Origin of the sequence: Janthinobacterium sp. PLB04, from assembly GCF_021165895.1 — a bacterium.
GTDB lineage: Bacteria > Pseudomonadota > Gammaproteobacteria > Burkholderiales > Burkholderiaceae_D > Janthinobacterium > Janthinobacterium lividum.
This window is the reverse complement of record NZ_CP088968.1, coordinates 4047328-4073613: the sequence shown is the minus strand read 5'-3', so window position 1 is coordinate 4073613 and position 26286 is coordinate 4047328. Positions and strand designations below refer to the sequence as shown.

Here is a 26286-nt window from a genome sequence, read left to right as displayed (position 1 = left end):
TCCGTTTAGGGGCGTTTTCTGCCTTTAGCGATGCCGATGGTAGTGGCAAAAGTGGATAGAAATACGTGCTTTTCGCTCTACATTAATGTTGTCTAAAAAATTAACGAGGTCAATGTGCCATGAGCAAGGAGATTTTTCACTCCGACTACGATAACCACCCTGAAACTGTCGCTTCTGAAAAGGAGTTAAACGAATATCTTTCAGGAATTGCGGAAGAGATAGGTTGGATTGTCATGTGTTTTAACTCATTGGAAGACTTAATCGGTAGCTTCTCAAGAGAGATGATTCTTCGCGACCCTGACCAAGACGAACGGCTCGATGTGTTCCTAGCTGAAATGGGATACACAGCCAAAGCCCGCGCTTTGGTTCATCTGTACGGCCAAGCGATTGCGCATGGTGCAGCACGATTGCCCGACGGTGAGGTTGTTGAGCTGGAAAAGGACCTCAACTTAGCCGCGACAATTCGCAATGGATATGCACACGCGGATTGGTTCGGGCTGCGTGCCGACGCGTACATCAAAGTGAAAACGAGGTCCAGCAGGAACGGAATCATCCATCGATATAAGCGCATTGATTTAGAGATAGCAAGGGCTGACGTTCGCTACATCGTTTCGGTACGTAACAGGCTGGAAGCAGTGCATGAACTGGTCCTGGACACTATCTACGACAGGATTCCTGCAGATGACGTGACAAAACGTACACTTCCTTTGATTGAGTATCCGCCGTCTGCTCATCAAAAGCCTTCCACGGGAAGGGCCTACGATGAAACCCGCGAAGACATCCTGCATGCTCTGTTAGCTTTAGGGTACGAGAAAGAAGAAGCTTCGACTGCGTTGAAGAGCATTCCATTCGGCGTAACTGTGGCTGATGGAATCAAACTTGCACTTACCAAACTGTAAGTGTGGGCGACGATGTTCCTAGAGGGCGCCCAGCGCCGCCTATCTGCCTGCGAGTGTGTGAGCTGACACAGCGAATTCCGCTGACTTACGCAATGACCGATGACCATCTATGTCTGCTTTGGGGCGGTAACAGCCGCTGCTCGAAGGTCCTTAAGTACCTGGACCTCGCCATTACCCGTCGCATTCAATGAAAATTCCGCGACTTGGTGTCCAACTCCCCGAGCATATGGCTCAGGTCCACAAGCCTCTTTGCAACCAGGTGTCGTACGTTGCGCTCGCACTGCCACACGCCATAAACTCCCAGTAGCTTGGCGCCCATCAATTCCTTGCGCTGCTGCTCCACCAGGTTGGGCCAGCAAATGACGTTCACCGTACCGGATTCATCTTCAATGGTCACGAATATCACACCCTTGGCGGTCTCCGGCCGCTGGCGAACCGTGACGATGCCGCAACCTCGGGCGAGCCTGCCATTGTCAAACTGGTTCAAGATTTCCGCAGGTAGGAACTTCATTGCAGCGAGTCGCGGGCGCAGGAGTGCAAGCGGGTGGCGTCCCAGTGTCAGTCCCAGATGCCTGTAGTCGGCCACGATATTTTCGGCTTCACTCGGCGCGTCCATTTTGACAGGCTCTTCAATCACCGTAGCGGACCGTAGGAGCCCTTTGTCAGGCACGCTGGCAACTGCCTCCCACAGTGCCTGGCGGCGATTGCCTGACAGCGATTCCAGGGCATTGGCGCTCGCCAGTGCGTTAAGGTGGCCTGCACTCAGATTCGCCCGTGATGCCAGGTCGGCCGTGGTTTCGAACTGCTGGATGGCGCGCGCCTCCTCAATGCGCCAGGCCGCCTCTTGCTCGAGGCCTTTGATGTTGTTGAGGCCCAGACGAACGGCCGGCTGCGAACCTTTTGCAATGAATTCAAGCTGTGCATCCCAGTTGCTAACGGACACATCGACAGGGCGCACCTCCACGCCGTGGCGGCAAGCATCCTGTACGAGGGAGGAACGCGAGTAGAACCCCATCGGCTGACTGTTCAGCAGCGCGGTCAGGAACGCTGCTGGCTCATGGCACTTCAGCCAGCTCGATGCATACGCCAAGAGCGCAAAAGAGGCGGCATGAGACTCGGGGAAACCGTACTCGGCGAATCCTCTGATTTGGCCGATGATTGATGTCGCAAACTCGGTGGTATACCCACGTTCCGCCATGCCGTGCATGAGTTTGTCTTCAAACTGCTCGAGACCGCCTTTGCGCTTCCATGCCGCCATAGCTCTGCGCAAGGCGTCAGCTTCACCAGGTGAAAATCCTGCCGCAACCATGGCGATTTGCATGACCTGTTCCTGGAAAATCGGAATGCCCAAGGTGCGCTCAAGGACCGACTCGATTTCAGGACTCGGATACGACACCGGGTCGATACCCTGACGGCGGCGCAAAAATGGATGAATCATGCCGCCTTGAATTGGCCCAGGACGAATGATGGCAACCTCAATAACGAGGTCGTAAAACGTCCGGGGCTGAAGGCGCGGCAGCATCGACATCTGCGCGCGCGACTCGATTTGGAATACGCCCACCGTGTCGGCCTGGCAAATCATCTCGTATGTCGCGGGGTCCTCAGCCGGAACGTCACCTAGTTCGAACCGCGCTCCACGCTGCTCAGACACTAAGTCAAGTGCGCGCCGAATGCACGACAGCATCCCGAGTGCGAGCACGTCGACCTTGAGGAGACCGACGGCATCGATGTCGTCCTTGTCCCACTGGATAATGCTACGTTCCGCCATCGCAGCGTTTTCGATAGGCACCAGCCTGGACAACTTGGTGTGCGAGATGACGAACCCTCCTGGATGCTGTGAAAGGTGGCGTGGGAATCGCATCAACCTGTCGGCCAGCTCCGCCCACTTCTCAGCGATGGGTGAGTTTGGGTCGAAGCCGCATGAGACCAGGCGCTCTTGAAGGTCCGATTTCCCACCCCAACCGTGTGAGGCCTTCGCGACCTTATCGACGACCGAGAGGTCAACGCCCAAGGCCTTTCCGACATCGCGTAGCACGCTGCGCGGTCGATACGAAATGACTACGGCGGTAAGGGCGGCCCGCATCCGACCGTATTTCTTGTAAATGTACTGAATGACCTCTTCACGCCGCTGGTGCTCGAAATCAATGTCGATGTCCGGCGGCTCGTTTCTCTCCTTTGAGATGAACCGTTCGAACAATAGCGTGCCGCGCGACGGGTCCACTTCCGTGACGCCCAGGCAATAGCATACAGCCGAGTTTGCGGCCGAGCCACGGCCCTGGCAGAGAATGTGCTGCGACCTGGCAAACCGCACGATATCGAATACCGTTAGAAAATACGATTCGTACTGGAGTTCGGCGATGATGCCTAGTTCGCGCTCCAATAGCGCCTGAACGTTCTCAGGGACGCCTGCCGGAAAACGCCAGTGCGCGCCAATGTATGCCTCTTTGCGCAGGTACGACGTCGCCGTCTCGCCGTCGGGAACCAATTCTTGCGGATACTCATATCGCAGCTCATCGAGTGAGAATTCACAAAGCTGCGCGACCCGGACCGATTCATCAAGCGCTTCCCGCGAGTAGAGGTTACCCAGGCGTACTCGGGAACGCAGATGTTGCTCGGCGTTTGGGGCCAGCCGGTACCCGCATTGCGCGACCGGAACGCCATGGCGGATGGCGGTCATCGTGTCCTGAAGCGGCTTGTATGAACGAACGTGCATGCAGACGTCACCGGTTGCTACGACGGGCATCCCGAATTCCTCGGATATACCGAACACCAGTTGCCGATGCTTTTCGTCCTGGGCGCGGTGGTGCAAGGTGAGCGCGATGCGGGCGCGACCGGGAACGCACTGGATTAACCACGCGGCCTGCCGTTCGATTTCTTCGTAGCTTGCGTTATATTTTGGAGCAAGAATGAACTGGCAATCCGGCAGACATCGAAGATGAACCAGGTCGCCAACCGGCATGGCAATGTCGCGGGGCAGGACTAGGTAGGAACCTTTTTCAGTACGGGTCCGCGCGACGGTAATCAGTTCGCTGAGATTCCCGTATCCATTTTTATTCGTCGCCAAGATGATGAGAACGAAGGGCGGACTGCCATCCTCCGGTGTCACAGTCATCTGGCTGCCGATGACAAGGTGGATTCCGAGCTCCTTGGCGGCGATGTGGGCCTTAACGACGCCGGCCAATGTGCATTCGTCTGTAATCGCAACGGCGGCGTACCCGAGCTTTGCGGCGCGCGCGACCAGCTGCTCGGGAGCCGACGCTCCCCGCAGGAACGTGTAGTGGCTGAAAACCTGAAGCTCGGCATAGTCTGGCAGTACTGGACCCGGCGATGGGACGTAGGATGCGCTCATGGCTCAGGCGTACAGGCCGTGCAGATACCAGCGGGCTTCTTTCGTCCGTTCGAGATAGACCCAGTAGCAGGACGCGTCGGTGCCCTGCGCAATGAAATAGTCGCGTGCCGCCGTTTGGTCGTTCCACCATCCGGCCTCGAGACGTTCCGGACCTTGAATAATTTTCAACGGGCTCCCGTAGAACGGCCGCTCGCCCCGCATCAACAGTGGAATCGGTTTTGGCAGGAGCCAAAACGGGCGTCCTTCCAGGACTTCATCGCCATCCAATTTGCGATACTTTTCCGTAAGTGGCACCCATTCGTTGCAGACCTCGGGCCGGTAATCCTGCATTGCCGCCGGGGTCAGCACGTTCTCGGCCCCGAGGCGTGCCGTAAGCAGCTCCAGCAGCCGATGGAAGTCCTGTGGCGACCCACCTGGCTCTGGGAACAGGGACTCGTTAGGAGGAAGCATTGGTTCGATTTTTTTGGCGTCGAGCCGCAATGCGATAACCGGCGCGATGAGCTCAACCTTGCTAAGGCGCTCCTTGAGTAATCGCACCAAGTGGGCCTCGTGCCAAGCTGGCTCCGCAAGCGCGATTTCCAGTTCAGTCGGAGGCATTGCCGCACGTCCGCGCTCATGCTCCAAAACGACGGTGAAAACACGAACCGCCTGTTGGAGTGACGTCAGCCAACCCACGAGTTGGAGGATAAGTCGCGTCGCGCCATGCAGCAGTGCATCAGCATGTTCGATACGGTCGAAGGTCTCAACTCGTTCTGAGAACGTCAACGGGACTTTAATCCACTCGAACATCTCCGGCGCCTGGCCATAGGCGCGGTCGAGGTCCGCAAGCAGGTCCTTGCTAGTGCGTCGAAGTAGACCTGTGCGTGGCAGACGTTGCAATGCGCCGAGGTTCTTGGCTCCGATGCCGGCCAGCCATTCGTCGTATGCCGCGGCGGCGGGTAGCAATCCGCACGGCAGTCTGTCGAGCAAGCGTTCCAACGATTTCATAGTCAGCGCGCGCCGGCGGAACACGGTACCTTTGCGGCGAAAACTCCGCGCAAGCAGCCACGCCCCTTGCGCGGTAGGCGCCGCCCCAAGGCGCGCGGTGAAACCCAGCGCAGCAATACTGCGGGCTATGGCCCCGCAGATGGCATGTGACCCTTTGAACAAACGCAGGCTGGCGCTCACATCCATCAGGATAGAGAAGTCGTCTTGAAGCGTCACCTCGGGGGTGTACTGCAACAGAGCCATGGCGATGGCGTCCAGCGCCAAGGCCTCCTTCTCAAGACTGCGCTCAAGTGTCACCGTATCAGGTGCGATGGCCGACACGCCCCCAATGCGCATCCCCAAGCGTACGCCGCTGTCCGCGGCACCGGGTGATATCGCCGTGACCTGCTCCTGATGCATTACTGCATACGGACCTGGCTCAGACCAAGATGGCCGCAGCGTTTCTAATGGCAGTAGTGGAAGGTACACGCTTAACAGTAATTTCATGGTCTACATCCAGATGCTGACGACCAGCGGGCATGTCCGCAAGCGGTATAAAAAAGGGGTTGTCACAATGAGGCCCCCGACGTTTGATAATGTCCACCGACACACCGCCTAGAGCCGGCCGAAGCCCGATTCGAAGCGGTGATGGCGACGAGTCGACACTGCTGGAAAGCGGCCGCATCAGCCACAGCCAGGTGTCTGTGCTTTGGGCTGCCAGGTTCAACCGCCTTAAGGACTCTGCGCGGACGTTCGACTGCCAAAGCACGACGGCCCCGCACGAGCCGTTTTTCAAAATTTGTTCCGCTGACCAGAGCGCATCGGCCGACCTGCTCGGCCGAAGCCAAAGCAGATTGCGGTCAACAAGCCCCCAGGATTTGCATGTCATGGCATGCGGTAGATATGGCGGCTGAATCAATGCGATGCGTTGCGTAGTTGCCAACTTGGCGAGAGCAGGTTTGAGCAACTGCATCTCGCCGATACCCGCCTGTTGAAGCAGTACCTCCACCAAAGCGGACCTAGGCCATCCACCGTTTGGCAGCTCCGCATCCAAAACCGCATGGCCGGTCGTGCAGGTCGTAGACCTAGACAATGCAAGTTCGCTCGCACGCCAAACATCCTGCAGGGGCAGTTGTAGAAGAGCGCGAGTTGACTCGCTTTGGATGAGGGGTGGGCACAGCATTGAATTTGGTCACGTGGTTAGGGTTGGCAGAGTTTTTGCAAAAATACTGTACATGCATACAGTATAATTCAGGAGATGAAAAAAAACACTCTTGATTTTATTGTATAAAAAGCAACATTATCTAGGTGGAATTGTCTTGTGGTGATGAAGCGCCATTTTCCAGTACGGACTGGCTCATTGGAATCGGCAGGTTTGTTGAGTTTGGAGTGGCCGAAGCTACGTGGTCTACAACTATAGAAATTCGAATTAACAGTACAATATAGTGATTTAAGGCAACTATATTCCCGTTATGATTGATGTGTTGCATCCCGTCGAAGATAGGATGCCCTACGACAATTCCGCTCCAAAAAAGTAAAGCGGGTTGGTATTAGTACTGAGTACTTGCAAGAGAGCCTCGGCCACTGACGCCGAAATGATGAAGTGCTATTTTGGCGTGATGTGCAGCGGAGTTGAACACTGCGCGACCGTTCTGGACTCGGTTTGCGGTAAGGAGAATTGTCTGATTTATTGTCAAAAATGGATGTCAAGTAAGCAGCATTTGAAGGTATTTAAGGGAGTTTACAATTGCGGATTTTTTCTGACGTTGATACTGCACCTTTTAATATTTGTTGGCCCCTGGTTATGGTTGTCCAGGACTCATAATTACTCCCCCAACATTTTAGGTACCGGTTCAGTTATCTCGGCTGCGCTCGCCTTTTTTGTGTTTGCGGCAACAATTCAATATTTCCCCGTGCCAGGTGGTGGTATTTGGATAGCTGTAGACGTCAAGACGGATGTGTTAGCCCTGCACATGTGGAAGAGATTTCCCAGCAGGACGGAGCTCTGTGAGGTCTCTGCTAAGGCAGTGCAACTCGGTCTGGAACTCCGTTGCAAGACCATACGCATCGAATCTCCGTTATTGGTTCGCGATGGAAGATTGCAGATGTGGGGTGACGAGCTAAGGACTCGCCTGGCCAGTTTTGGTCCGCAGGTAGTTATTCAGATTACGCATCCGAAAGACATGTTTTTTCTACATGCCGGACTATTTTCGTTAACTCGAAAACTCCTGAGGTATGACCTTAAAAAGAAGCATTTGCCAGCTTCACAAGGATTTTTTAAGGGCCAGACCGCGGGGTTCATAATACAACTTCCTTGATAATTTACCGCTCGCTCCTAGGGGATTCGTCCTTTGACCTCCCCTCGAGCCGCTCCTCAATCTCTTAACGCCTCTCTGAAATCGCCAATTGCTTGCTCAGCTAGCCATTCGACGAATTGCCCGCCACCAGGGCTCGCCGCAATCAACGCCCAGAATCTGCATTCACCGTGCGCTCATCCCCGCCCATAACGGCATCCCGCTCGCCGGGATTGCCATTTAAAGTTGCTCCACCGAGCGACTGGTCACCTACGTCACACTTGACCACTACTAAAAAAGCGCCAAGCACCTTTCGCACGGCGGTGTTGAGGTCATTCTCGAGCCTTGTACTGTCCTTTAGATTTTTCCGGTCACGCGGCATCGTTGCCATGTCTTTACACGCGCCGTCGATAATTGCGTTAAGTTCTCCAAGCGGTTTTCAGCTAATCTCGGCTTGCGATTGCCAGTAAGCTGCCAAGACTAAACAAAACAGGCAAAGTTCCAGTTTCTAACCATGGACATATCCTGAGATTATTCAAGTATTTTTAACCGATGGCCATGGACACTCCAAGATGAGCTAAGCCCCTTGTATTTAAAGGGAAAACTGCTGTGTCCATGCCCTGTCTATTCGCGGTTGTTGGAAAGGTGTGCACTTCGCCATGCTGCACCCGCTGCCGGCCAGCCATACGGACATCGGCTTGACGCCGAACGCCCGCAGCTGCACCGTGAAAATCACGGCAGGCAATCACTCGATCCTGCTGGCCGGCGACATCGAGGCGGCGCAAGAGGTGCAATTGCTGGCGCGCTCGGCGGAGGGCGACCTGGCCGCCGACGTATTGCTGGCGCCCCATCACGGCAGCGGCACCTCGTCGACACAGGCGTTCTTGAACGCCGTCCATCCGACCCTGGCGATTTTCCAGGTGGGACACAGGAACCGTTATAAGCATCCGAAGGCGCAAGTGTATGCGCGCTATGGGGACATGGGGATTGCGCGGCTGCGCACGGATGTGGAAGGAGCGGTGGTGCTGGCGTTTGGCGATGGTATCGGCGTGACCTTGTATCGGGCCAGCCGGCCGCGTTACTGGCATGGGCGCTAGCGCTTTCATGCTACGCTCCCGCAACATCGTCCCAGGAGTCCAGATTGCGCCATTCCAGCCACCCTTATCTTGTCAGCACGGCCCAGGCCGCCGACATCGACTCCATCACAGTCTTGCTGCAAGCCAATTCCCCCTCGCAGGGCGGCAGTCTGACGGGCGAGTTTTCACGCGACAAGGTGGCCAGCATGGCGGATGGCGCGTCGCCCGTCATCGTGGCGCGGCGCGTAGCGGACGGACCTGTCGTTGGCGTGTTGTTCAGCGCGGCGCCAGCCGCTGCGCAGGCGCCCGTGGTATTGGCCATGCTGGCCGCGTATGCGGGCAGTGGCAACGCCTATGTGTACGGCCCCGTCTGCATTGCGGATTCGGAGCGGGGGCAGGGTTTGCTGGCGCTGCTGTACTCTGCCATGCGCGAGCAGCATGGGGGCGCCGAGGCGGTGCTGTTCATCCGGCGCGACAATCCAGGTTCGCTGCGCGCGCATGAACGGCTGGGCATGTATGAGGTGGCCGCTTTTGACTTCGATGGCGCGCAGTTTGCCGTGTATAGCGATGCTATCGTCGGGAAATAGTCCTTAAATTACACGTTCATCCGGTATTTCCAGCCCCCGCTGCCGCACATACTCCAGAAACAGCCGCGCCCCCTTGGCCATGCGCGAGGTGCCATACACGGCGTGGATGCTGGGGTCCAGCTCCTTCGACGACGTGAGACGGTAGGCCGTGCAGACGCGGCGCAGTGCGCCGGAGGCCACGGCCGGTTCCGCCAGCCAGCTGGCCAGACGCACGATGCCGGCACCTTCCAGTGCGGCCTGGAAGGTGGCGATGCCGGAGGTGAAGCGGAAACGCGGTTGCACCTGGTAGCGCACGTTGCGCTCGCTGGAAACGAAATGCCAGTCGCGCAGGATGCGGGGGGCCGAGTGCATGATGATGTCGTGGCCGGCCAGCTCTTCGGGTTCCCCGGGCGCGCCCATGCGCTCGATATAGTCGGGCGAGGCATACATGTAGCGGCGGTAATTCCACAGGGGATAGCCGATCAGCTCGCTCGACTGGGGAAACGCGCCGCGGATGGCGAAGTCCAGCTTTTCCTGGATGGGGTCGATCGATTTGTCCGAGAAGTGGATGTCCACCGACACGTTCGGGTAGTCGCGCGAAAATTGCGCCACCACTTTCGGCAAGAATCCCAGCGACAGGATTTCCGGTGCCGAGAGGCGTACCCAGCCTTGCGGCGAATTGCTCAATTCCGCTAATTGGTCTTCCGCCTCGGCTTGCGTTTCCAGCAAGTGCTTGGCCGACGCGTAATACGTTTCGCCGGCCGTCGTCAGGGTGAACTGCTTTTGCGTGCGCAGGATCAGCTCGGCGCCGATGGCGTCTTCGAGGAACTGGATGGCGCGCGTGACGGCCGACGGCGAGCGTCCCAGCATGCGCGCCGCGTGGATGAAGCTGCGCTTTTCGACCACGGTGCAGAAGGCGCGGATCTCCCACATCAGTTTCATCGACATCGTGCGGCTCCCGGCAAAAGAGGCCAGTAGACCGTATGGGGCGCATTCCGTCAAGCGTTACACCTGATTGCGTTTTCCGCAATATGAAGTTGCATCCGGAAAAATTCACGGCGCCTATACTGCCGCTGTCGCCCATTCCTTACTGCCTATCATGCTGACCATCTCGCTGCTGTGTTTATTTGCCTTCTTTGCCGGCCTGATCGATGCCGCCGTGGGCGGGGGCGGGCTGATACAGCTGCCGGCCCTGTTCAACCTGATGCCGAACATGGCCTCGACCTCCTTGCTGGGCACGAACAAGCTGGCGTCCGCCTGCGGCACCACGTTTGCCGCCCGCTCGTTTGTCGGCAAGGTGCACATTCCCTGGCTGCTGGTGCTGCCGGCCGTGGCCAGCGCCTTCGTCATGTCCTTCATCGGCGCGGCCGCCGTGTCCTACGTGCCGCAACAGGTGGTGCGCCCCATGGTGCTGGTATTGATCATCATCATGGCCATCTACACCTTCATCAAGAAGGATTTCGGCACGACGCGCGAGGCGCGCCCCATCGGGCCGCGCGAACGTATTCTCGCCATCGTCATCGGCGGCGCCATCGGCTTTTATGACGGCCTGTTCGGGCCGGGCACGGGCAGCTTCCTGATTTTCCTGTTCATCCGCGTCTTCGGCTTCGATTTCATCCTCGCTTCGGCCTGCTCGAAACTGGTGAATATCGCCACCAACGTGGCCGCGCTGGCCTTCTTCATTCCTGCCGGCCACGTGGTGTACGCCGTGGCCGCACCGATGGCTGTGTGCAATATCCTGGGCGCGCTGACAGGCACCTGGATCGCCGTGCGCCGCGGCGCCGCCTTCGTGCGCATCCTCTTCCTCGTGTTGCTGGTGCTGCTGATCGTCAAGTTGTCCTACGACATCTTCTTCAAGTAAGTTTTTGAACGACAACAAGCCATGAAAACCATCCAGGGCGTGCTGTGGGATAACGATGGCGTGCTGGTCAACACCGAGCAGCTGTTTTACGAAAGCAACCGCGACTTGCTCTTGCCCTACGGCATAGACCTGACGCCGAAGCAATTCTTTGACTGGTTCCTGGACAATAATTACGGCGCCTGGCATGTGCTGCTGGGGCAGGGCCACGCCATCGAGCTGGTCGAGCGCCTGCGGGCCGAGCGCACCGTGCTGTTCGCGCAGCGCCTGCGCCAGGCGCGCCAGCTGGCCATGCCCGGCATCGGGCCAGTGCTGGCGTCGCTGCGCCCGCATGTGGCGATGGGCGTCGTCACCAGCGCGTATGCGCAGCACTTTGACATCAGCCATGCTGCCACGGGCTTGCTTGGCCACTTCGACTTCGTGCTGACGCGGGAAATGTATGGCGAAAGCAAACCGGCGCCCGACGGCTACCAGCTGGGCTTGCAGCGCCTGGGGCTGGCCGCCGCCGACTGCGTGGCCGTGGAAGACTCGCCGCGCGGCTTGCGCGCCGCCAACGCGGCCGGGCTGGAATGCATCGTCGTGCGCAATCCCATGAACCGGCACCATGCGTTTGACGACGCTTTTTGTGTGGTGGATTCAAATGCCGAGCTGGGCGAAGTGCTGGCGGCGTTCGTGCCCGGCATGGCCCATGCGCCCCGGCAATTAGAGTCCTTCCTCTGATACGTCTTGCCGGCATGCCATTACAATTGTTTATCGCATTCACCGGCACCGTCCCACGATGACTCTCCCGCAACTGCACTTTGCCCACGCCAACAGTTATCCTGCCGGCACCTACCGCAAGCTGTTCGGCTTGCTGGGCCAGCACTACACCGTGCAGGCGCTCGACATGCATGCGCACGACCCCGCTTACCCCGTCAGCACGGGCTGGCCCGAGCTGGTGCGCGAGTATATCGATGAGCTGGAACGGCGCTACAGCGCGCCCGTGATTCTCGTCGGCCATTCGCTCGGCGGCATGCTCAGCGTGATGGTGGCCAAGCAGCGGCCCGACCTGGTGCGCTGCGTGGTCTTGCTCGATTCGCCCGTGGTGGCGGGCTGGCGCGCCTTGCTGGTGCGGCTGGCGCGCAACACGGCGCTGGGCGAGCGCTTCTCGCCGTCACGTTTTTCCGCCCGGCGGCGCAAGCTGTGGCCGGACGCGCAAGCCGCGTATGAACACTTCGCGGCCAAGGACATGTTCGCCATCTGGGCGCCGCATGTGTTGCGCGACTACATCGACAGCGGCCTGGTTCCCCATCCGGAAGGGGTGCAGCTGCGCTTTACGCGCGAAGTGGAAACGCAGGTCTACCGCAGCCTGCCGCACCACATCGGCGGTCTCGTCAAGGACGGTTTTCCTGTTCCCATCGGTTTTATTGGCGGCACGGAATCGGTGGAATGCCGGCAAGCGGGCTTGAAGGCCACGCGCAAGCTGGTCGGCAAGTTTTTCCGCCAGGTGCCGGGCGGGCATCTGTTTCCCATGGAAAACCCGGAACTGACGGCGCAAGTGGTGCGCGAGATGATCACGGCATTGCTGGCGAAGCAATAGAATATCGCCAAGGATTTTCAGGGGATGGGGGCCAACAACGGCGGATTTTCGCGTAAAATCCTGCCATCCGGGCCGCGCCTGCAGCAAGCGTGCGGCCCCAGCCATTCCGATATTCTAGAAAGATACCCCTGCGATGACGATTAAAAGCGATAAATGGATACGCCGCATGGCGGAAACAACGGGCATGATCGAGCCGTTCGAACCGGGCCAGGTCAAGGAACGCGACGGCAACCGCATCGTCTCTTATGGCACGTCCAGCTATGGCTATGACATCCGCTGCGCCGACGAGTTCAAGTTATTTACCAACATCAACACGACCATCGTCGACCCCAAGGATTTCGACGCAAATAACTTCGTCGACGTGTCGGGCAAGGGCTATTGCATCATTCCGCCGAATTCGTTCGCGCTGGCCCGTACGGTCGAGTATTTCCGCATCCCCCGCAATGTGCTGACGATTTGCCTGGGCAAGAGCACCTATGCGCGCTGCGGCATCATCGTCAACGTCACCCCGTTCGAACCGGAATGGGAAGGCTATGTGACGCTGGAGTTTTCCAACACGACACCATTGCCGGCGAAAATCTACGCCAACGAAGGCGTGGCGCAAGTGCTGTTCTTCGAGTCCGATGAAGTGTGCGAAACGTCGTACAAGGACCGCGGCGGCAAGTACCAGGGCCAGGTTGGCGTGACATTGCCGAAGACCTGATCGCCGTGAAGGGCAGGGCGCCAGCCGTCTTTACCTGCCTTTACACCTGCCGCCCTACATCCGCCCTCCATGCTTGCCGTTAACCTTGGTATTGAAACACTGAGGAGGCAGTATGGTAGCGGCAATCGGTTCAGGCGGCGCGGTCAGCGCGGTCAGCGCGGCCAGTAGCGCCAGTGCGGGCAGCGGTTCGCAGATCGCGGCGCTGCAAAAGCAGATCACGGCGGCGCAAAAGCAGTTGACGGAGTCGCAGAAGGGCGAGCAGACGGAGGCGTCGCAAAAGCTGCAGCAGCAGCTGGCGCAGCAAATCCAGGCCTTGCAGGCGCAAATTGCCCAGTTACAGGCGGCGGCCGCGCAGAAGGCGGCGCAGCAAGATGCTCAACCGGCCAGCAGCGCCGATACGGCGACGAGCCCGGCCAAATCGACTTCATCCACCCTGGGCAGCATCATCGATACGCAGGCGTAACAGCATTCTCCGCGCGTAAAAGACGCCAGGCTCGCCGACAGGTCAGCCTGGCGTTTTAACGGGCAACAACATTTCCACGCACAGTCCGCCACCGCTGCGCAAGCTGGCCCCGATGCTGCCGCCATGGGCGTTGACGACGTGCCGGGCGATCGCCAGGCCCAGGCCGTGGCCATCCGTGCTGTGCTGGGTATTGCTGGCGCGGAAGAACGGTTCAAAAATGCGGGCCAGGTCGGCGCTGGCCACGCCGGGGCCACGATCCAGCACGGCGATGCGCAGCCACTCCTGCTTGCCGTCATGCAGGCGCGACAGCTCCACGTGCACCGTGCCGCCATCGGGGCTATGCTTGACGGCATTGCGCACCACGTTTTCCACGGCGCGCGCCAGCAGTTCCGGCTGGCCCGTGACGCTGGCGTCGGCCATGGCCGCGTCGACCGCCAGGTCGATGCCCATCAGGCGCGCCCTGGCTTCATAGCGGGCGTCGTCCACGATATCGTGCACGAGGTCGGCGATGCCGACGTCTTCGCTGTGCGCGTGCCCGGCGCCCGCTTGCACGGCGCCCGCTTCCAGCCGTGACAGGGTCAGCAGTTCACCGATCAGTTTATCCATGCGTTCGCTTTCGCGTTCGATGCGCTGCATCGAGGCGGCCATCTTTTCCGGCTGCTGGTGCGCCAGGCCGATGGCGGCCTGCAAGCGCGCCAGCGGCGAGCGCAACTCGTGCGAGACGTCATGCAGCAAACGCGTCTGGCTATCCATGAGGCTGCGCAAACGGCCCGTCATGCGGTCGAAATCGCGTCCCAGGTCCGTCAATTCATCGCCGCGCTTGCCGCTGGCGTGAAAGCGCGGCGCCAGGTTGCCGTGCGAAGCAGCTTCGAACGCTTGCCGCAAGTCGCGGATGGGGCGCGCAAAATACCAGGCCAGCAAAAAGGCGAACAGCAGGCTGGCGGCGATGGCGGCGGCCAGGGGAATGAAGGTGCGGTAGGGGCTGTCCATGCGCGGCGGCATGCCGCGGCCGAATTCGCCGCGTGGCGGCGGGGCGCCCGCTTCGTTGGGCCGCGGGCCCGGTCCCATGGCGCGCGGGCCGCTCATGGCGACGGCGATGAGCGTGTCGCGCGCGGCGCCCGCCTCGGCATTGCGGAAACGTTCGGACGAGGGCAGGAACAGCAGGTAGCGCTGGCCGTCGCTGCCGGCCGCTTCGCGCACGACGGGATGGGCCTGGCCCTGTTTCAGCATGGCGCGCGCCTTGGCCAGCATGGCGGGATGCACGGCGCGGCCCATCAATTCTTGCCCTTTGGCATCGACGGCGAACACGCGCATGCGTTCGAGCTTGCCCAGGAATTGCCGTAATGCCTGGCTGCCGCCCGCTTCCAGGGTGGCGCTGGCGGCCTCGATGATCATTTGCGCGGGCGGGCTGGTATCGATGTCGAGGGCCCGCTCCTGCTGCGCGGCCCGGTTTTTCAGCCAGAAGGTGCCGCCGATGCCGATGGTGGCCGTCACTTGCGCCAGCATGATGCACAGAAAAAACTTCCAGAACAGGCGGCCCACGCTTACTCCTTGATCAGCTGATAGCCGAGACGGTACACGGTTTGCAGGCAGGAGCGGCCGTCGGCCAGGCTGCCGAGCTTGCGGCGCAGGCTGCTCAAGTGCACGTCGATATTGCGGTCGAAGCGGGCCATGGGCCGGCCCAGGCCCAGTTCGGACAATTGATTCTTGCTGACGGGCTTGCCCGCATGGCGCACCAGCACTTCCAGCAGGTTGAATTCCGTGCTCGTCAGCTCCAGGTGCATGCCGGCCCAGGCGGCGCGGCGCTGTTCGGGCCACATCGTCAACTGGCCCACGGTCAGCGGCGCCAGGCCCGACGTATCGGGCGGCGCCGCTTGCGCACGGCGCAGGATGGCACGGATGCGCGCCGTCAGCTCGCGCGGCGTGCACGGTTTGGTCACGTAATCGTCGGCGCCCAGCTCCAGCCCCACGATGCGGTCCGTATCGTCGCCGCGCGCCGTCAGCATCAGGATGGGCAGGTTGCTGCCGGCGCGGATGCGGCGCAGGGTTTCCAGGCCATTCATGCGCGGCATCATGACGTCGAGGATGGCGATGGCGTACAGGCCCGTCAGCGCTTCGGCCGCACCGCTTTCGCCGTCATGCACGGCGCGGGCGTCAAAACCTTCCTGCGTCAGGTATTCCTGGAACATGCCGACCAGTTCCACGTCGTCATCGATTAACAAAACCTTGCTCATGCCTGTGCTTTTTCGGGTGAATATCGCCCGATGATAGCAGTCAAAGGGGGCTGTTCACGGTGGTTTTACCCGCTTTTACATACGTCTGCTTACATTCCGCTCCTTTCCTTTACACGCTTTTACGCGGCCCTAACGTTGCTTTACACGCCAGGCGCCGACAATCAGGGCTGACCGCCACGAAAGGAAAGCCCGATGAAATACCTGAGTATTGCCGTATCCCTGTTGCTGCTGTCCGCTTGCAGCATGCCGCTGCTGGCACTGGCCCAGCAAGAATCCGCACCGGACGGCCCGCCAGCGCGCACCGTGGAAGGATCGCCGCCCGGTTTTGGCCATGGCCCGGGCACGCCAGGCTTGCCGCCGTTCCTGCACGGCATCGATTTGAGCGAAGCGCAGCAGGACAAGGTCTTCGCCGCCACCTATGCCCAGGCGCCCTTGCTGCGGGAACAGGAAAAGATCGCCTTCAAGGCCCATGCGCAGCTGCGCGCGCTGGCCGGATCCAGCGCCTACGACGATGCCAAGGCCAGCGCGCTGGCGAATACGGCAGCGCAAGCCATGGCAAAGATCAGTTTGCAGCAGGCGCGGCTGGAGCAGCAATTGCTGGCCGTGCTGACGCCGGAACAGCGCCAGCAGGCTCAGCAGTGGCACGACAGCCGCCAAGTTCCGCGCGGCCCCCGGCGCCTCCCGTAAAACGCACGCGCGATCACAGGGAGAGTCAGCATGCGCATCCATGCCTTGCGTCCGGGCAGCAGCTTGCAGGCGCTCTCGCGACATGCGACACAGGCGCTGTTCCTGTGCGCCAGCCTGAGCCCCGCCTTGGCGGGCTTGCCTCACTTGATGGAGTATGTATGGAATTACATGATCACGGTCTGGCATCCGACCTCGAAATGATGCGGCAACAGGCAGCTGAGCGGCGGCAAGTGTTGCGCTGGCTGCTGGCCGGCGCCGCCACCTTGCCTTTGATGAGCTGCGGCGGCGGGTCGGACGCCAGCAGCACGGGAAGCAGCAGCGCTGCGACTGGCAGCGCCGGCACCGTCACGATACCGACCACGGGCGCCTGCACGGTGATTCCAGAAGAAACGGGCGGGCCGTATCCGGCCGACGGCACGAACACGAATGGCGGCAGCATCATCAACGTGCTGAACCAGTCGGGCGTTGTGCGCAGCGATATCCGCGCCAGTTTCAATGGCGCCACGGGCATGGCGGCGGGCGTGCCATTGACCATCAATTTGCAGTTGCTTAACGCCAGCGGCAATTGCGCCAGTCTGGCCGGCTACGCCGTCTATCTGTGGCATTCCGACCGCGAAGGTTTGTATTCGCTGTATTCGAGCGGCGTGACGGCGCAGAATTACTTGCGCGGCGTGCAGGAAACGGACAGCGCCGGCAACCTCAGCTTCACGACCATCTTTCCCGGCTGCTACGCGGGACGCATGCCGCACGTGCATTTCGAGGTCTATCCCAGCCTGGCCAAGGCAGCCTCTGCCGCGAACCGCATCAAGACGTCGCAGTTTACTTTTCCGATGGCAACGTTGAGCGAGGCCTACACGGCCAGTGGCTACACGGCCAGCGTGCGCAACCTGTCGCAGATCAGCTATGCCACCGACAATGTCTTCAGCGACGGCACCAGCTTGCAGATGGCCACGGTGACGGGCAATGCCACGCAGGGCTATGTCGTCACCCTGATTGTCGCCGTGAACGGTTAAATTGCTGTCATGAAACCCAGGTCGCGCCGGCTGAAGTTGCCGATGTTCGGGAAGACCCCGGCCAGCTGGCTGTCGGCCACGCCGAACCACTTGGCCAGGGTGGCGCCGTACTGGTCGACGGAGGTGGTCGGCAGCAGGGCGCCGGAACCGACGTCCAGCTCATGGCCCAGGCCCGTGACGGGGAAGGCTCCGTAGATGTCGCGGCCCTTCACGGCGCCGCCCACGACAAAGTGGTGCGCGCCCCAGCCGTGATCCGTGCCGTCGCCGTTGCTGCTGAAGGTGCGGCCGAAGTCCGACGCAGTAAACGTCGTCACCTGGCGCCGCAGGTCCGCGCCCTGCAGGGCCGCCAGGGTCGTGTCGAAGTACGCCAGCGCATGGGCCAGGCGCGCCATCAGGTCGCCATGCAGCTCCTTCTGCCGGTCATGCGTGTCGAAGCTGCCCAGGGTTACATAAAACACTTGCCGTTTCGCCCCCAGGGCGCCGCGCCCGCCGATGATGCGCGCCACCGTCTGCAATTGCACGGCCAGCGGATTGACGCTGGAAGCGCCCGTGTTCGGATTGATGTAGGGCGGGGGATTGGGCACGCCGGCCGCGCCGGCTGCCAGTATGGCGCCACTGAGGATGCTCTGGCTGGAAATGGCGCGCTGCACGACGGCCACGTGTTCCTGTTCGATCAGGTCGCTTCCCGCATCGTTGATGATGGCTTGCAGCGCGCCCGCCCCGCCCGTGCTGCCAAACGGGTTACCGCTCAAGCCGCGGATGGGCACGGCGCCCGCCTGGCCCACCTGGAACTGGCGCACCTGGCGTCCACTGAGAAAAACGGTGTTGCCGGCCGCCGAGATGGCCGTGAAGGTGGCGTTGCTGTTGCCCGCGCCCGCCACGTCACCGATGCGTCCGCCCCAGCCCGTGCTGGCCCCTTCCGGCGCCCCGGATTGCCATGTCGACTGCTGGTCGCTGTGCGAAAACAGCTTGGCTGGCAAGGCGACGCTGCCTGCCTTGTACTGCGCCAGGGTGGTGGGCTGGATCAGCGTGCCCACATTGGCCACGATGGCGGCGCGGCCATTGTCGAACAAATTTTTCAATGGCCCCAGCTGGGGGTGCAGGGCGAAGGCGCGGCCCGTTTGCGCGGTGGCGGGCACGACAGGCAGCACGCCGCCCGTCTCGCCCACGCCGGGCAGATGGATGGAATCGCCGCCGCCCGTGTTGCGCAGGCGCAGGTATTCATTCCATGAGGTGTTGTCCGTGGCCAGCACCGTATTGAAGGTGTCGTTGCCGCCTGCCATGAACAGGCACACCATGGCTTTGTAGTCGCCGGCCGATTGCGCGGCGGCATTGCCCATGGCGGCCAGGTTCAGGGCGAACGGCGCGGCGGTGGTGCCGGCCAGGCTCAGCATGGAACCGAGGAAACGGCGGCGGGAAAATGGGAGATTTTGCATGTGATCGATCTTATTTTTGCACCAGATAGGCAGGCGAGGCCATGGTCAGGAAAATGGCCAGTTTGACGCGGTTGGCCTGGGCGGCGGCAACTTGCGTGGCATTGCTGGCCGTGGCCGTGGGGATGGTGATGGTGTTGAGTGCCGAGATAATCTGGCCCCGCAGCTTGGCGGGCATGCTGCCATGCATCAAGAGCAAGTCTATGCGGTCGAGCAGGGCGGCTGTGTCGGCGCCGAGCGCCAGTTCGCGCGGGTAGCTGGCCTGGACGTCGCGGCCTTCGCCGACACCGGCAATAATGGCGTCCTGAATATAGTTCAGGTAACCCGTCACCGACGGTTCGGACGTGATCTGCAGCTCTGGGGCCACAAGCCCTGCGCTTGCGAGGGCGGAATTGGGGGGCACATACCCTGGCCGGAAGAAGCTGAAGACGGAGGCGGGGTTGAGGGGATTCTGGCCCAAGCCGCTCAGTGGATCGTCCAGATAATAGATGCGATAGCGCCCACTGGCCGCTTTTGCGTCGAAAGCACGCATCCAGCCGGCCAGGCGCAGCAATGGTTCGCGCAACTTGCCAGTGCGCATGGCCGTGGTGGCCGGCGCCAACGCTTCCGGATCGAGCAGCACGGCGCGGATGACGGCCTGCATGTCGCCGCGCACGCCGCTGCCATTGTTGGCAAAGGCGGCAGCGACCCTGCCCACATAGGCGGCGCTGGGATTGCTGCTGACGAGGCGCTGGATCAGCTGGCGGCCAAAGAAGGGGCCTGCGTTGGGGTGGTTGAACAGGGTATCGAGCGCGACTTTCAAGTCCGCTTCGCCGCTGGTGGCGCCGGATATGGTTTGGCCAAGGAAGCGCTTTTCACCGCTGGAATGGAAGAGCGGATAGTTTTGCATGGGTTTCCAGTCGCGGTCGGGATCCGGTGTGCCGCTGTGGAATCGTGTAGTGCTCAGGTCGGGGCCCGCCCAGCTCCAGCCCGTAAACACTTTCGCCAGGCCCGCCACATCGTCGTGCGTGTAAGTCTCGATGGGTTTGCCTCCGGCCAGTTTCAGGCTGCCATCGGGATTCAGCTGGTACAGACCGATGGTGAAAAGTTGCATCAATTCGCGGGCGAAATTCTCATCGGGTGTGCGCGTGGCCGTTTCTTTCTGGTTACGCATGTGGGACAGGTACAGCCCCATCATCGGATGCAGGGCCACGCCCTCCAGCAGGTCGCGGAAATTGCCAAAGGCCCGCTGGCCCAGCATGTCGTAGTAACTGGCTACGCCGCGTGCTTGCGCATGCACGGATTCGTTTTGCATGGAAATGACGAAAATCTCTGACAGGGCAAAGGCCATCCGTTGGCGCAATTGATCTTCGCCCTGGATAGCCTGCTTCCAGAATGTCTCGTATACGGTGACGAAGTTAACCCGGTCTCCGCCGGCAGCCTGCGCCGCCAGCATGCTGTCGATATATTTGCGGTGCAGGGTTTGCGGCTTGGAAAACTGCGCGCGGAACCAGGCGTCGCTGTCGCTGGCGGCCAGCGCATCGATGGCTGCCATGTTGGGGCCGAACGTGGCGCGGCCCAGGAAGCGCGACGCTTCCTGGCGCGTGAAGGTGGTGGCTCCCTGGCCGGCCGGAGGCGTGGTCAGCGGCGGCGGAGGAATGGTATCGCCTGGCGTGGTGCCGGGGGCTGCCGGATCGCCGGGGGCGGTGGTCCCTGGAGGAACCACCGAGATGTCCGGGTTCTGGATGGCGCCGGTCTTGCTGTCGCCGCCACCGCCGCAGGCGGCAAGCAGGCTGAGCAATGTGATGGCCAGCAAACGGCGCAAAGTTGGGTCTGTCATTTAGTTTCTCTCGGGCAATCAAATTTTAGCCCATTAATTGTAGGCCCTAGCTACCACAATCCTGTTTTCAATTAACTATTTACGTGTTGGCCACGTTTTCATTTGCCGGACGTTGGCATGGTGTTGATGCTGTTTTCGGCGCTGTAGGGCGAACTTTATTCTTTGAAAATGAAAAATATTTTTTGCCGATTACGCGCACTGTGGCGGATAGGCGACGTAATCATTCCCGCCAATTAAGCTTGTTTGAAAGCTCATCTTGGCAACGAAACTCGCTTCGCCGGAAACCATGGTTTTTACGTCATCGGCGAAATGCCGTTCGCCACCCGCTCCGTTTTTTCCTCGCGTCCTTTCCCTGCGCATGGCTGGCATGGCCCTTGCGTCAGGGAGGCATGGGCCACCCGCCCGCCTTTCACCGGAGCCTGCCATGACCAGCCGTCTGCTCGCCTATCGTCCCGAAATGGAATTGCCTGAAGCGCCGGGCCTGCTGCCCCTGCAGCAGGAAGACGAGCTGGCACTGGCGGCGCAGTTGCTGGAACTACAGGCGCCGGCCCAGTTCGACGCTTTCCTGGCGCGCCAATTGGGCGCCACTGCGGCGGGCCGGCAAGTGCGCGGTACGCCGCTGGAAGGACCGCTGCACCAGCTGCTGGACAAGGTGGTGGCGCCCCTGTTGCCGTTGCATGGTGGTTCGCCGCAGGCGCTCAAGCGGCGCGCTGCCGGCATCTTCGGCATGGAACTGGAAGGTTTGAGCCCGGAAGACAAGGAATTCGAATTGGCGCGCCAGGTCGTGCATCTGATCGATGCCGTCAATACGGAGCTGGCGCAGGACGGCGCCACCGGCGCGCGCGCTCCCAGGGCGCGGGTGGAAACGGCCCTGCTGCAAGTGGCACGCAGCGTGGCGCCAGGCTTGCTCAGGCAGGCGGCGCAAACGCCAGGACGGGACGCTGGTCGCTGGCGCCGCGAGGGCGGGCACATCGTCGTGCTCGATTGTTAGCCGGACGGCCAGTCTGTCCGGCAAGGTAGTCCCAACCGAGGTTATAACTTTGAGGAGCTCATCATGCATGACTTGGATCGTACGACCCTGGAATACGGACAGGAGATGTCCGGTTTTGAAGCGGAGCAGTTCGAGTTTGGCCAGGGCGAGTGGAGCGGCGAGGGCGGCGCGAACGCCATGTTTTCCGAGACCGAGGAGATGGAACTGGCGAATGAATTGTTGTCGGTCAGCAATGAAGCCGAACTCGAGCAGTTTCTCGGCAATTTCCTGCGCAAGGCTGCTTCCGTCGCGGGCGGCATCATCAAGTCGCCCGTGGGGCAAGCCATCGGCGGCGTGCTCAAGGGCGTGGCGAAGAAGGCCATTCCCCTGGCCGGCGGCGCCATCGGCGGCTATTTCGGCGGTCCGCTGGGGGCCAAGATAGGCAGCGGCCTGGCCTCGGCCGCTGGCGGCGCACTGGGGCTGGAAGCGGAAGCGTCGTCGAACGAGGACCGCGAATTCGAGGGCGCCAAGCAGTTCGTGCGCCTGGCCGCCGATACCGTCAACCGCGCCGCGCAAGCGCGCGGTGCGGGCGATCCGCGCGCCATCGCCCAGTCGGCGGTCAGCGCGGCGGCGCGCCAGTTCGCGCCAGGCTTGCTGGGCCGCCCCGGCAGCCAGGTCTCCACGCAGAACGGCGGCGGCGCTGGTGCGGGTGGCAGCATGGCGCAGGGCGGTGCGCGCAGCGGCGCCGGCATGCGTCCGTCCAGTGGCCGCTGGGCGCGCCAGGGGCACAAAATCGTCCTGTACGGGGTCTGACATCATGGCCATCGGCGCTTATGCTACCTGGATGCTGGAGCAGGAGGCGCGCTCGCTGCTGACGCGGCTGGCGCGGCTGGAGCCGTTCGCGCTGATCGAGCCGACGGTGCTGGCGGCGGCCCTGATGCCCAGCGCCCAGTCGGCCATCGAAAGCCAGCTGGTACAGGGCCGGCGCGCATTGCGGCGCATGGTGGCCCAGTTCCAGTGGTGGCTGCGGCGCGAGCACGCCGATGGCGCCAGCGTGGCCACGGCCGCCGAGGCGCAGCGCCGTTTTACCTTCCTGCGCCTGAAGTTCAATGCCGCGCTGACCCAGTTCGATCTGTTCAACGAAGTCATCACCCAGCGCAGCGAGCACAAGACGGGCGTGTGGCTGGCCGGCCTGGACATCGTTGCCGCCGACGCGCTGGCGCTGCCCGGCAATGTGTACCAGGCGCCGCCCGTGATCTGTTACCTGGACCGGGGGCCGGGCGCGGCCATCCGCCGTGCGCGCACGCGCCTGCCCGGCGGCGGCGACAATCCCGTCGCCATCATCCGCCTGCCGCGCGAACGCATGATCGGCAGCAGCATCGCCTCGTCGCTGGTGCACGAAATAGGCCACCAGGGGGCTGCGCTACTGGACCTGGTGGCGTGCTTGCGGCCCGTGCTGCAAGCGATGCAGCATGGCGGCAGCGGCTTTGTTCACGTGTGGCAATTGTGGGAGCGGTGGATTTCCGAGATCGTGGCCGATTTCTGGTCGCTGGCGCGGGTCGGCGTGGCCGCCACCCTGGGTCTGATCGGCGTGGTCAGCCTGCCGCGCGTGTTTGTCTTCCGCCTCAATATCGACGATCCCCATCCAGTGCCATGGCTGCGGGTGCGCCTGAGCTGCGCCATGGGACGGGCCTTGTATCCGCATCCGCAGTGGGACCGGCTGGAGCAGCTGTGGCTGTCGTACTACCCGCTGGCCGGCCTGCCGCCGGCCCGGCAGCGGCTGCTGGAACAGTTGCAGGCCAGCATGGCTGCCCTGGTGGGCTTGCTGGTGCAGCACCGGCCGCCGGCCTTGCGCGGCGGCTCGCTGGCCGAAGCCATGGCCGTGCACACGCGCCAGCCGGCCATGCTGGCGCAGCTGTTTCGCAGCTGGAGCCTGGCGCCGGGGCAGATGTACCGGGCGACGCCGACCCTGGTGTTCGCCGTGCTGGGCCAGGCGCGCGCCAGCGGTGCCTTGAGCCCGGAAGACGAAAGCGAGCTGCTGGGGCGTTTGCTGACCCACTGGGCCCTGCGCAGCACCCTGGACACGTCGGAGCTGTGCGCGGATGTCGTGCGGCATGGCCGCCAGCCCGGCAGGCCGCTGCCGCTCCTGGCATCGCGTTTGATTATCCATTGAGGAGAATGACATGAGCAGCAAGATGAGCAGCAATATGGGTGGCAAGATGAGCCGCAGGAGCGGGGCGGCGGGCCAGGCGGGGCCGAAACACCACGGCGGCAGCATCGCTGTCACCGTGCACGAGCAGGACAGCGGGGCCATGGTCGTCAATGCCGCCATCAGCCTGTACCGGGGAGCCGAGGCGGATTGCCATGATTTCAATGCCGCCACCTGGGTAGCCGATCCCGCCATGCTGGTGGGCGTGCGCTGGACGGATGGTCATGGCAGTACCGTGTTTGCCGACCTGGCCACGGGCAGCTACGTGGGGGTGTATGGCAATTTCCCCGCCACGGCGCCGCAGTGCGTGATGGTGCAGTCCGGCTGCAGCGCCGTGCTGTGTTTCAAGCCGCAGCTCAATCCGCAGGTGGGGCTGGTTTTTGAAACGGCGGACTGCCATCCCAGCGACTGCAATTTTGGCAGGGTGGGTGACCGTGCCGTGGCCACCGTCTCGTTTGACGGCGATCAAAGCGCCGACGGACGCGACCAGGTGCAGGTGCTGGCCGCCGCCCCGTGGGTACCCATGCGTGGTGCGCCGAATGCCTTTTCCACCCCCGTGCGGCGCGCCGGCATGCACCGTTTCACGGGGCAGATGATGCTGTCGCAGCGTCCCGAGCTGCGCAATGCCTTGCCCGTGCCGGAAGGGTTGAGCCCGAACGCCATGCTGGCCGTGGACGCGGAATACGAGGCGGAGGAGCGCCAGCCTCAGCCCATCTCGGGCAATGTGGGCGTGTCGCTGACACGCACGGAAACGGAGCCGACGGAAGACTTGCCGCTGTGGACCCTGATACGCAACAGCACTGAAGCGATGTCGTTTACGAATTACCTGCATTTCATGGACAGCCTGTTTTGTGGCGACCTGGCCAATGTGCGCGGCTTCGAGCAGGAGCGCTTCGTCAAAAAGGCCGACATGTTCCAGCAGCTCAAGCAGCGCCGCGCGCTGCCGTTCTCGGATGCCGATTCCTACCGCGTGCTGAAAGTGGCGACGGAGGCGTTCGTGATGGTCAATTGCGGCGTGCTGAACCAGCCGCTGGCCTTCAATCCCGCAGAAGACAATGCCTACCTGGACCGGCGCGACATCCCCCAGGGGCGCGACCTGGAAACCGTGCTGCGCAACGATTACCTGGAAAACATCGATGGTTTCCAGACCTTGCCCTACCTGGCCGTGATCCGCCGCAAGCTGCCCGACATCCCCATCAGCATCCCGCGCGGCCAAGAAGGCGAAGTGGACCTGTGCTTTGGCATCATCCAGGAAAAACTGGCCAATCCCTGTCTGCTTGAACTGATCTGGTCGTACTGGCACGAAGAGGGCATGCTGGTACAAACCATGAATGCCATCGCGCAACGCTTCCAGAATCTGCGCGCGCCGGGCAAGCAACTCGATCCCCTGTCGAACACGGAAATCGACATGCTGCGTCCGTTGAATAATTTACTCTGGGGATACACGCAGGATGAGCAGCATCGGCTGACCGTGATGCGCCGGAACTATGAGTATGACCATCACTACGGTGTGCGCCTGGATGGCAAGGCAGTGCAGCACTTCCGGCCAGCCGATAGCCGCTCCAAATTCCTGGAAGCGTTCCACCACTTGCTGCGCCTGCTCACTTCATTCTACAAGCAGGATGACGACACCACCGTGAAGGCGGACGCCTTCCCCGTGCTCAACGCGCTCAAGGAAATTCATTTGATCCTGTCGCAGGGCGCGCACAACCAGTTTGGCGATTTGCCGTCGACGGCGCGCATCGAAATGCTGATGCAGCAATGGATGCTGGCGCGCCCCGAATTCCGTGAATTTTTGCCTACGCGCGTGATGGTGGCGTATCCGGAACCGTGGATGGACAGGGTCGATGCCATGAAGAAATTGCAGGGCTGGACGGATACGAGCGTGATGCACTTCCGTAACCTCGCCATCTTCGGCGAGCAATTGCTGCTGTCCGTGCGCTATGGCAACTGGAGCGACATCTATGAACCGACGCAGGCATTCAACTGGGCGCGCTTCTGGCGCCCGCAAGTGCAAGGCTACATCCACGGCTACCGCGCCGCCACCGGGGTCGACCTGTCCGTCGACAGCAGCGACCCGGCGATCGAATCGACGATGCCCTCGGTGTTGCTGCGCCAGCGCCTGAGCCAGCAGCTGCGCAGTGTCTAGGGCGGGGGCGGGGCGGGTG

At 61.5% G+C, this 26286-nt stretch carries 23 protein-coding genes; 15 read left to right on the top strand and 8 right to left on the bottom strand.

What is annotated here, in order from left to right; translation table 11 throughout:
* Positions 1–119 precede the first annotated feature (119 nt).
* Positions 120–899 (top strand): RuvA C-terminal domain-containing protein, encoded by a 780-nt coding sequence (locus LSO07_RS28425; protein ID WP_318526591.1) that lies wholly within the window; start codon positions 120–122, stop codon positions 897–899.
* 184 nt (positions 900–1083) lie between these two features.
* Here the strand turns inward: LSO07_RS28425 and LSO07_RS17990 are convergent, their stop codons facing one another.
* The 3 genes from LSO07_RS17990 to imuA are packed head-to-tail and all read right to left on the bottom strand — an operon-like array spanning position 1084 to position 6397.
* Complete coding sequence (locus LSO07_RS17990) at positions 1084–4248, bottom strand: error-prone DNA polymerase (RefSeq protein WP_151096054.1); 3165 nt, start codon at positions 4246–4248, stop codon at positions 1084–1086.
* A 3-nt stretch (positions 4249–4251) separates the two neighbouring features.
* Positions 4252–5721, bottom strand: coding sequence for a Y-family DNA polymerase (locus tag LSO07_RS17985; protein ID WP_151096051.1), 1470 nt, complete (start codon positions 5719–5721; stop codon positions 4252–4254).
* Positions 5654–6397 carry a translesion DNA synthesis-associated protein ImuA gene (gene imuA, locus LSO07_RS17980; protein ID WP_151096048.1) on the bottom strand — a complete coding sequence of 248 codons (744 nt, stop codon included), beginning with the start codon at positions 6395–6397 and terminating at the stop codon, positions 5654–5656. Before imuA ends, LSO07_RS17985 begins: the two co-directional genes overlap by 68 nt.
* Positions 6398–8155: 1758 nt before the next feature.
* Here imuA and LSO07_RS17975 point away from each other — a divergent pair.
* Complete coding sequence (locus LSO07_RS17975; RefSeq protein WP_191909706.1) at positions 8156–8605, top strand: ComEC/Rec2 family competence protein; 450 nt, start codon at positions 8156–8158, stop codon at positions 8603–8605.
* 44 nt (positions 8606–8649) lie between these two features.
* On the top strand, positions 8650–9171 hold the full coding sequence (locus tag LSO07_RS17970) for a GNAT family N-acetyltransferase (RefSeq protein WP_151096045.1): 522 nt from the start codon (positions 8650–8652) through the stop codon (positions 9169–9171).
* A 3-nt stretch (positions 9172–9174) separates the two neighbouring features.
* Here the strand turns inward: LSO07_RS17970 and LSO07_RS17965 are convergent, their stop codons facing one another.
* Entirely contained in the window at positions 9175–10098 is a 924-nt protein-coding gene (locus LSO07_RS17965; protein WP_151096043.1) for a LysR family transcriptional regulator, read from the bottom strand.
* A gap of 151 nt (positions 10099–10249) precedes the next feature.
* Here LSO07_RS17965 and LSO07_RS17960 point away from each other — a divergent pair, with 151 nt between their 5' ends.
* The 5 genes from LSO07_RS17960 (at position 10250) to LSO07_RS17940 (ending at position 13753) form a co-directional block, all read left to right on the top strand.
* Entirely contained in the window at positions 10250–11011 is a 762-nt protein-coding gene (locus LSO07_RS17960; protein ID WP_034756294.1) for a sulfite exporter TauE/SafE family protein, read from the top strand.
* A gap of 21 nt (positions 11012–11032) precedes the next feature.
* Positions 11033–11728: an HAD family hydrolase gene (locus LSO07_RS17955; protein ID WP_151096040.1), complete on the top strand. Its 696-nt coding sequence runs from the start codon at positions 11033–11035 to the stop codon at positions 11726–11728.
* 58 nt (positions 11729–11786) lie between these two features.
* Positions 11787–12587 carry an alpha/beta fold hydrolase gene (locus LSO07_RS17950; RefSeq protein WP_034784409.1) on the top strand — a complete coding sequence of 267 codons (801 nt, stop codon included), beginning with the start codon at positions 11787–11789 and terminating at the stop codon, positions 12585–12587.
* 133 nt (positions 12588–12720) lie between these two features.
* Entirely contained in the window at positions 12721–13290 is a 570-nt protein-coding gene (gene dcd, locus LSO07_RS17945) for a dCTP deaminase (RefSeq protein WP_034755486.1), read from the top strand.
* A gap of 112 nt (positions 13291–13402) precedes the next feature.
* The gene (locus tag LSO07_RS17940; protein WP_151096037.1) at positions 13403–13753 is read left to right on the top strand and encodes a FlxA-like family protein; all 351 of its coding nucleotides are present in this window, start codon (positions 13403–13405) and stop codon (positions 13751–13753) included.
* Between the two features lie 42 nt (positions 13754–13795).
* Here LSO07_RS17940 and LSO07_RS17935 read toward each other — a convergent pair whose 3' ends face one another.
* Together LSO07_RS17935 and LSO07_RS17930 are read right to left on the bottom strand one after the other, a co-directional pair.
* Entirely contained in the window at positions 13796–15295 is a 1500-nt protein-coding gene (locus tag LSO07_RS17935; RefSeq protein ID WP_151096034.1) for a HAMP domain-containing sensor histidine kinase, read from the bottom strand.
* A 2-nt stretch (positions 15296–15297) separates the two neighbouring features.
* Positions 15298–15987, bottom strand: a complete 690-nt coding sequence (locus tag LSO07_RS17930) for a response regulator transcription factor (RefSeq protein ID WP_034784412.1) — start codon at positions 15985–15987, stop codon at positions 15298–15300.
* A gap of 192 nt (positions 15988–16179) precedes the next feature.
* Between LSO07_RS17930 and LSO07_RS17925 the strand changes: the two genes are divergently transcribed.
* From LSO07_RS17925 to LSO07_RS17915, 3 genes are read left to right on the top strand one after another with little or no spacing between them, the layout of a single operon-like run.
* Complete coding sequence (locus LSO07_RS17925; protein WP_151096030.1) at positions 16180–16674, top strand: Spy/CpxP family protein refolding chaperone; 495 nt, start codon at positions 16180–16182, stop codon at positions 16672–16674.
* Between the two features lie 30 nt (positions 16675–16704).
* Positions 16705–16875 carry a hypothetical protein gene (locus LSO07_RS17920; RefSeq protein WP_191909705.1) on the top strand — a complete coding sequence of 57 codons (171 nt, stop codon included), beginning with the start codon at positions 16705–16707 and terminating at the stop codon, positions 16873–16875.
* Positions 16833–17687 (top strand): dioxygenase family protein, encoded by an 855-nt coding sequence (locus tag LSO07_RS17915; RefSeq protein ID WP_151096027.1) that lies wholly within the window; start codon positions 16833–16835, stop codon positions 17685–17687. The genes LSO07_RS17920 and LSO07_RS17915 overlap by 43 nt, the downstream gene beginning before the upstream one ends.
* Here LSO07_RS17915 and LSO07_RS17910 read toward each other — a convergent pair.
* Positions 17684–19123, bottom strand: a complete 1440-nt coding sequence (locus LSO07_RS17910; RefSeq protein ID WP_151096024.1) for a DUF1501 domain-containing protein — start codon at positions 19121–19123, stop codon at positions 17684–17686. The two genes, LSO07_RS17915 and LSO07_RS17910, sit on opposite strands and share 4 nt — an antisense overlap.
* A gap of 10 nt (positions 19124–19133) precedes the next feature.
* Entirely contained in the window at positions 19134–20939 is a 1806-nt protein-coding gene (locus LSO07_RS17905; protein ID WP_151096021.1) for a DUF1800 domain-containing protein, read from the bottom strand.
* A gap of 424 nt (positions 20940–21363) precedes the next feature.
* Here LSO07_RS17905 and LSO07_RS17900 point away from each other — a divergent pair, with 424 nt between their 5' ends.
* The 4 genes from LSO07_RS17900 (at position 21364) to LSO07_RS17885 (ending at position 26267) form a co-directional block, all read left to right on the top strand.
* Entirely contained in the window at positions 21364–21930 is a 567-nt protein-coding gene (locus tag LSO07_RS17900) for a hypothetical protein (protein WP_151096018.1), read from the top strand.
* 63 nt (positions 21931–21993) lie between these two features.
* Positions 21994–22722 (top strand): hypothetical protein, encoded by a 729-nt coding sequence (locus LSO07_RS17895; RefSeq protein WP_151096015.1) that lies wholly within the window; start codon positions 21994–21996, stop codon positions 22720–22722.
* 4 nt (positions 22723–22726) lie between these two features.
* Positions 22727–24082: a hypothetical protein gene (locus LSO07_RS17890; RefSeq protein WP_151096011.1), complete on the top strand. Its 1356-nt coding sequence runs from the start codon at positions 22727–22729 to the stop codon at positions 24080–24082.
* Between the two features lie 10 nt (positions 24083–24092).
* Positions 24093–26267, top strand: a complete 2175-nt coding sequence (locus LSO07_RS17885; RefSeq protein ID WP_151096008.1) for an 8-amino-7-oxononanoate synthase — start codon at positions 24093–24095, stop codon at positions 26265–26267.
* Positions 26268–26286 lie beyond the last annotated feature (19 nt).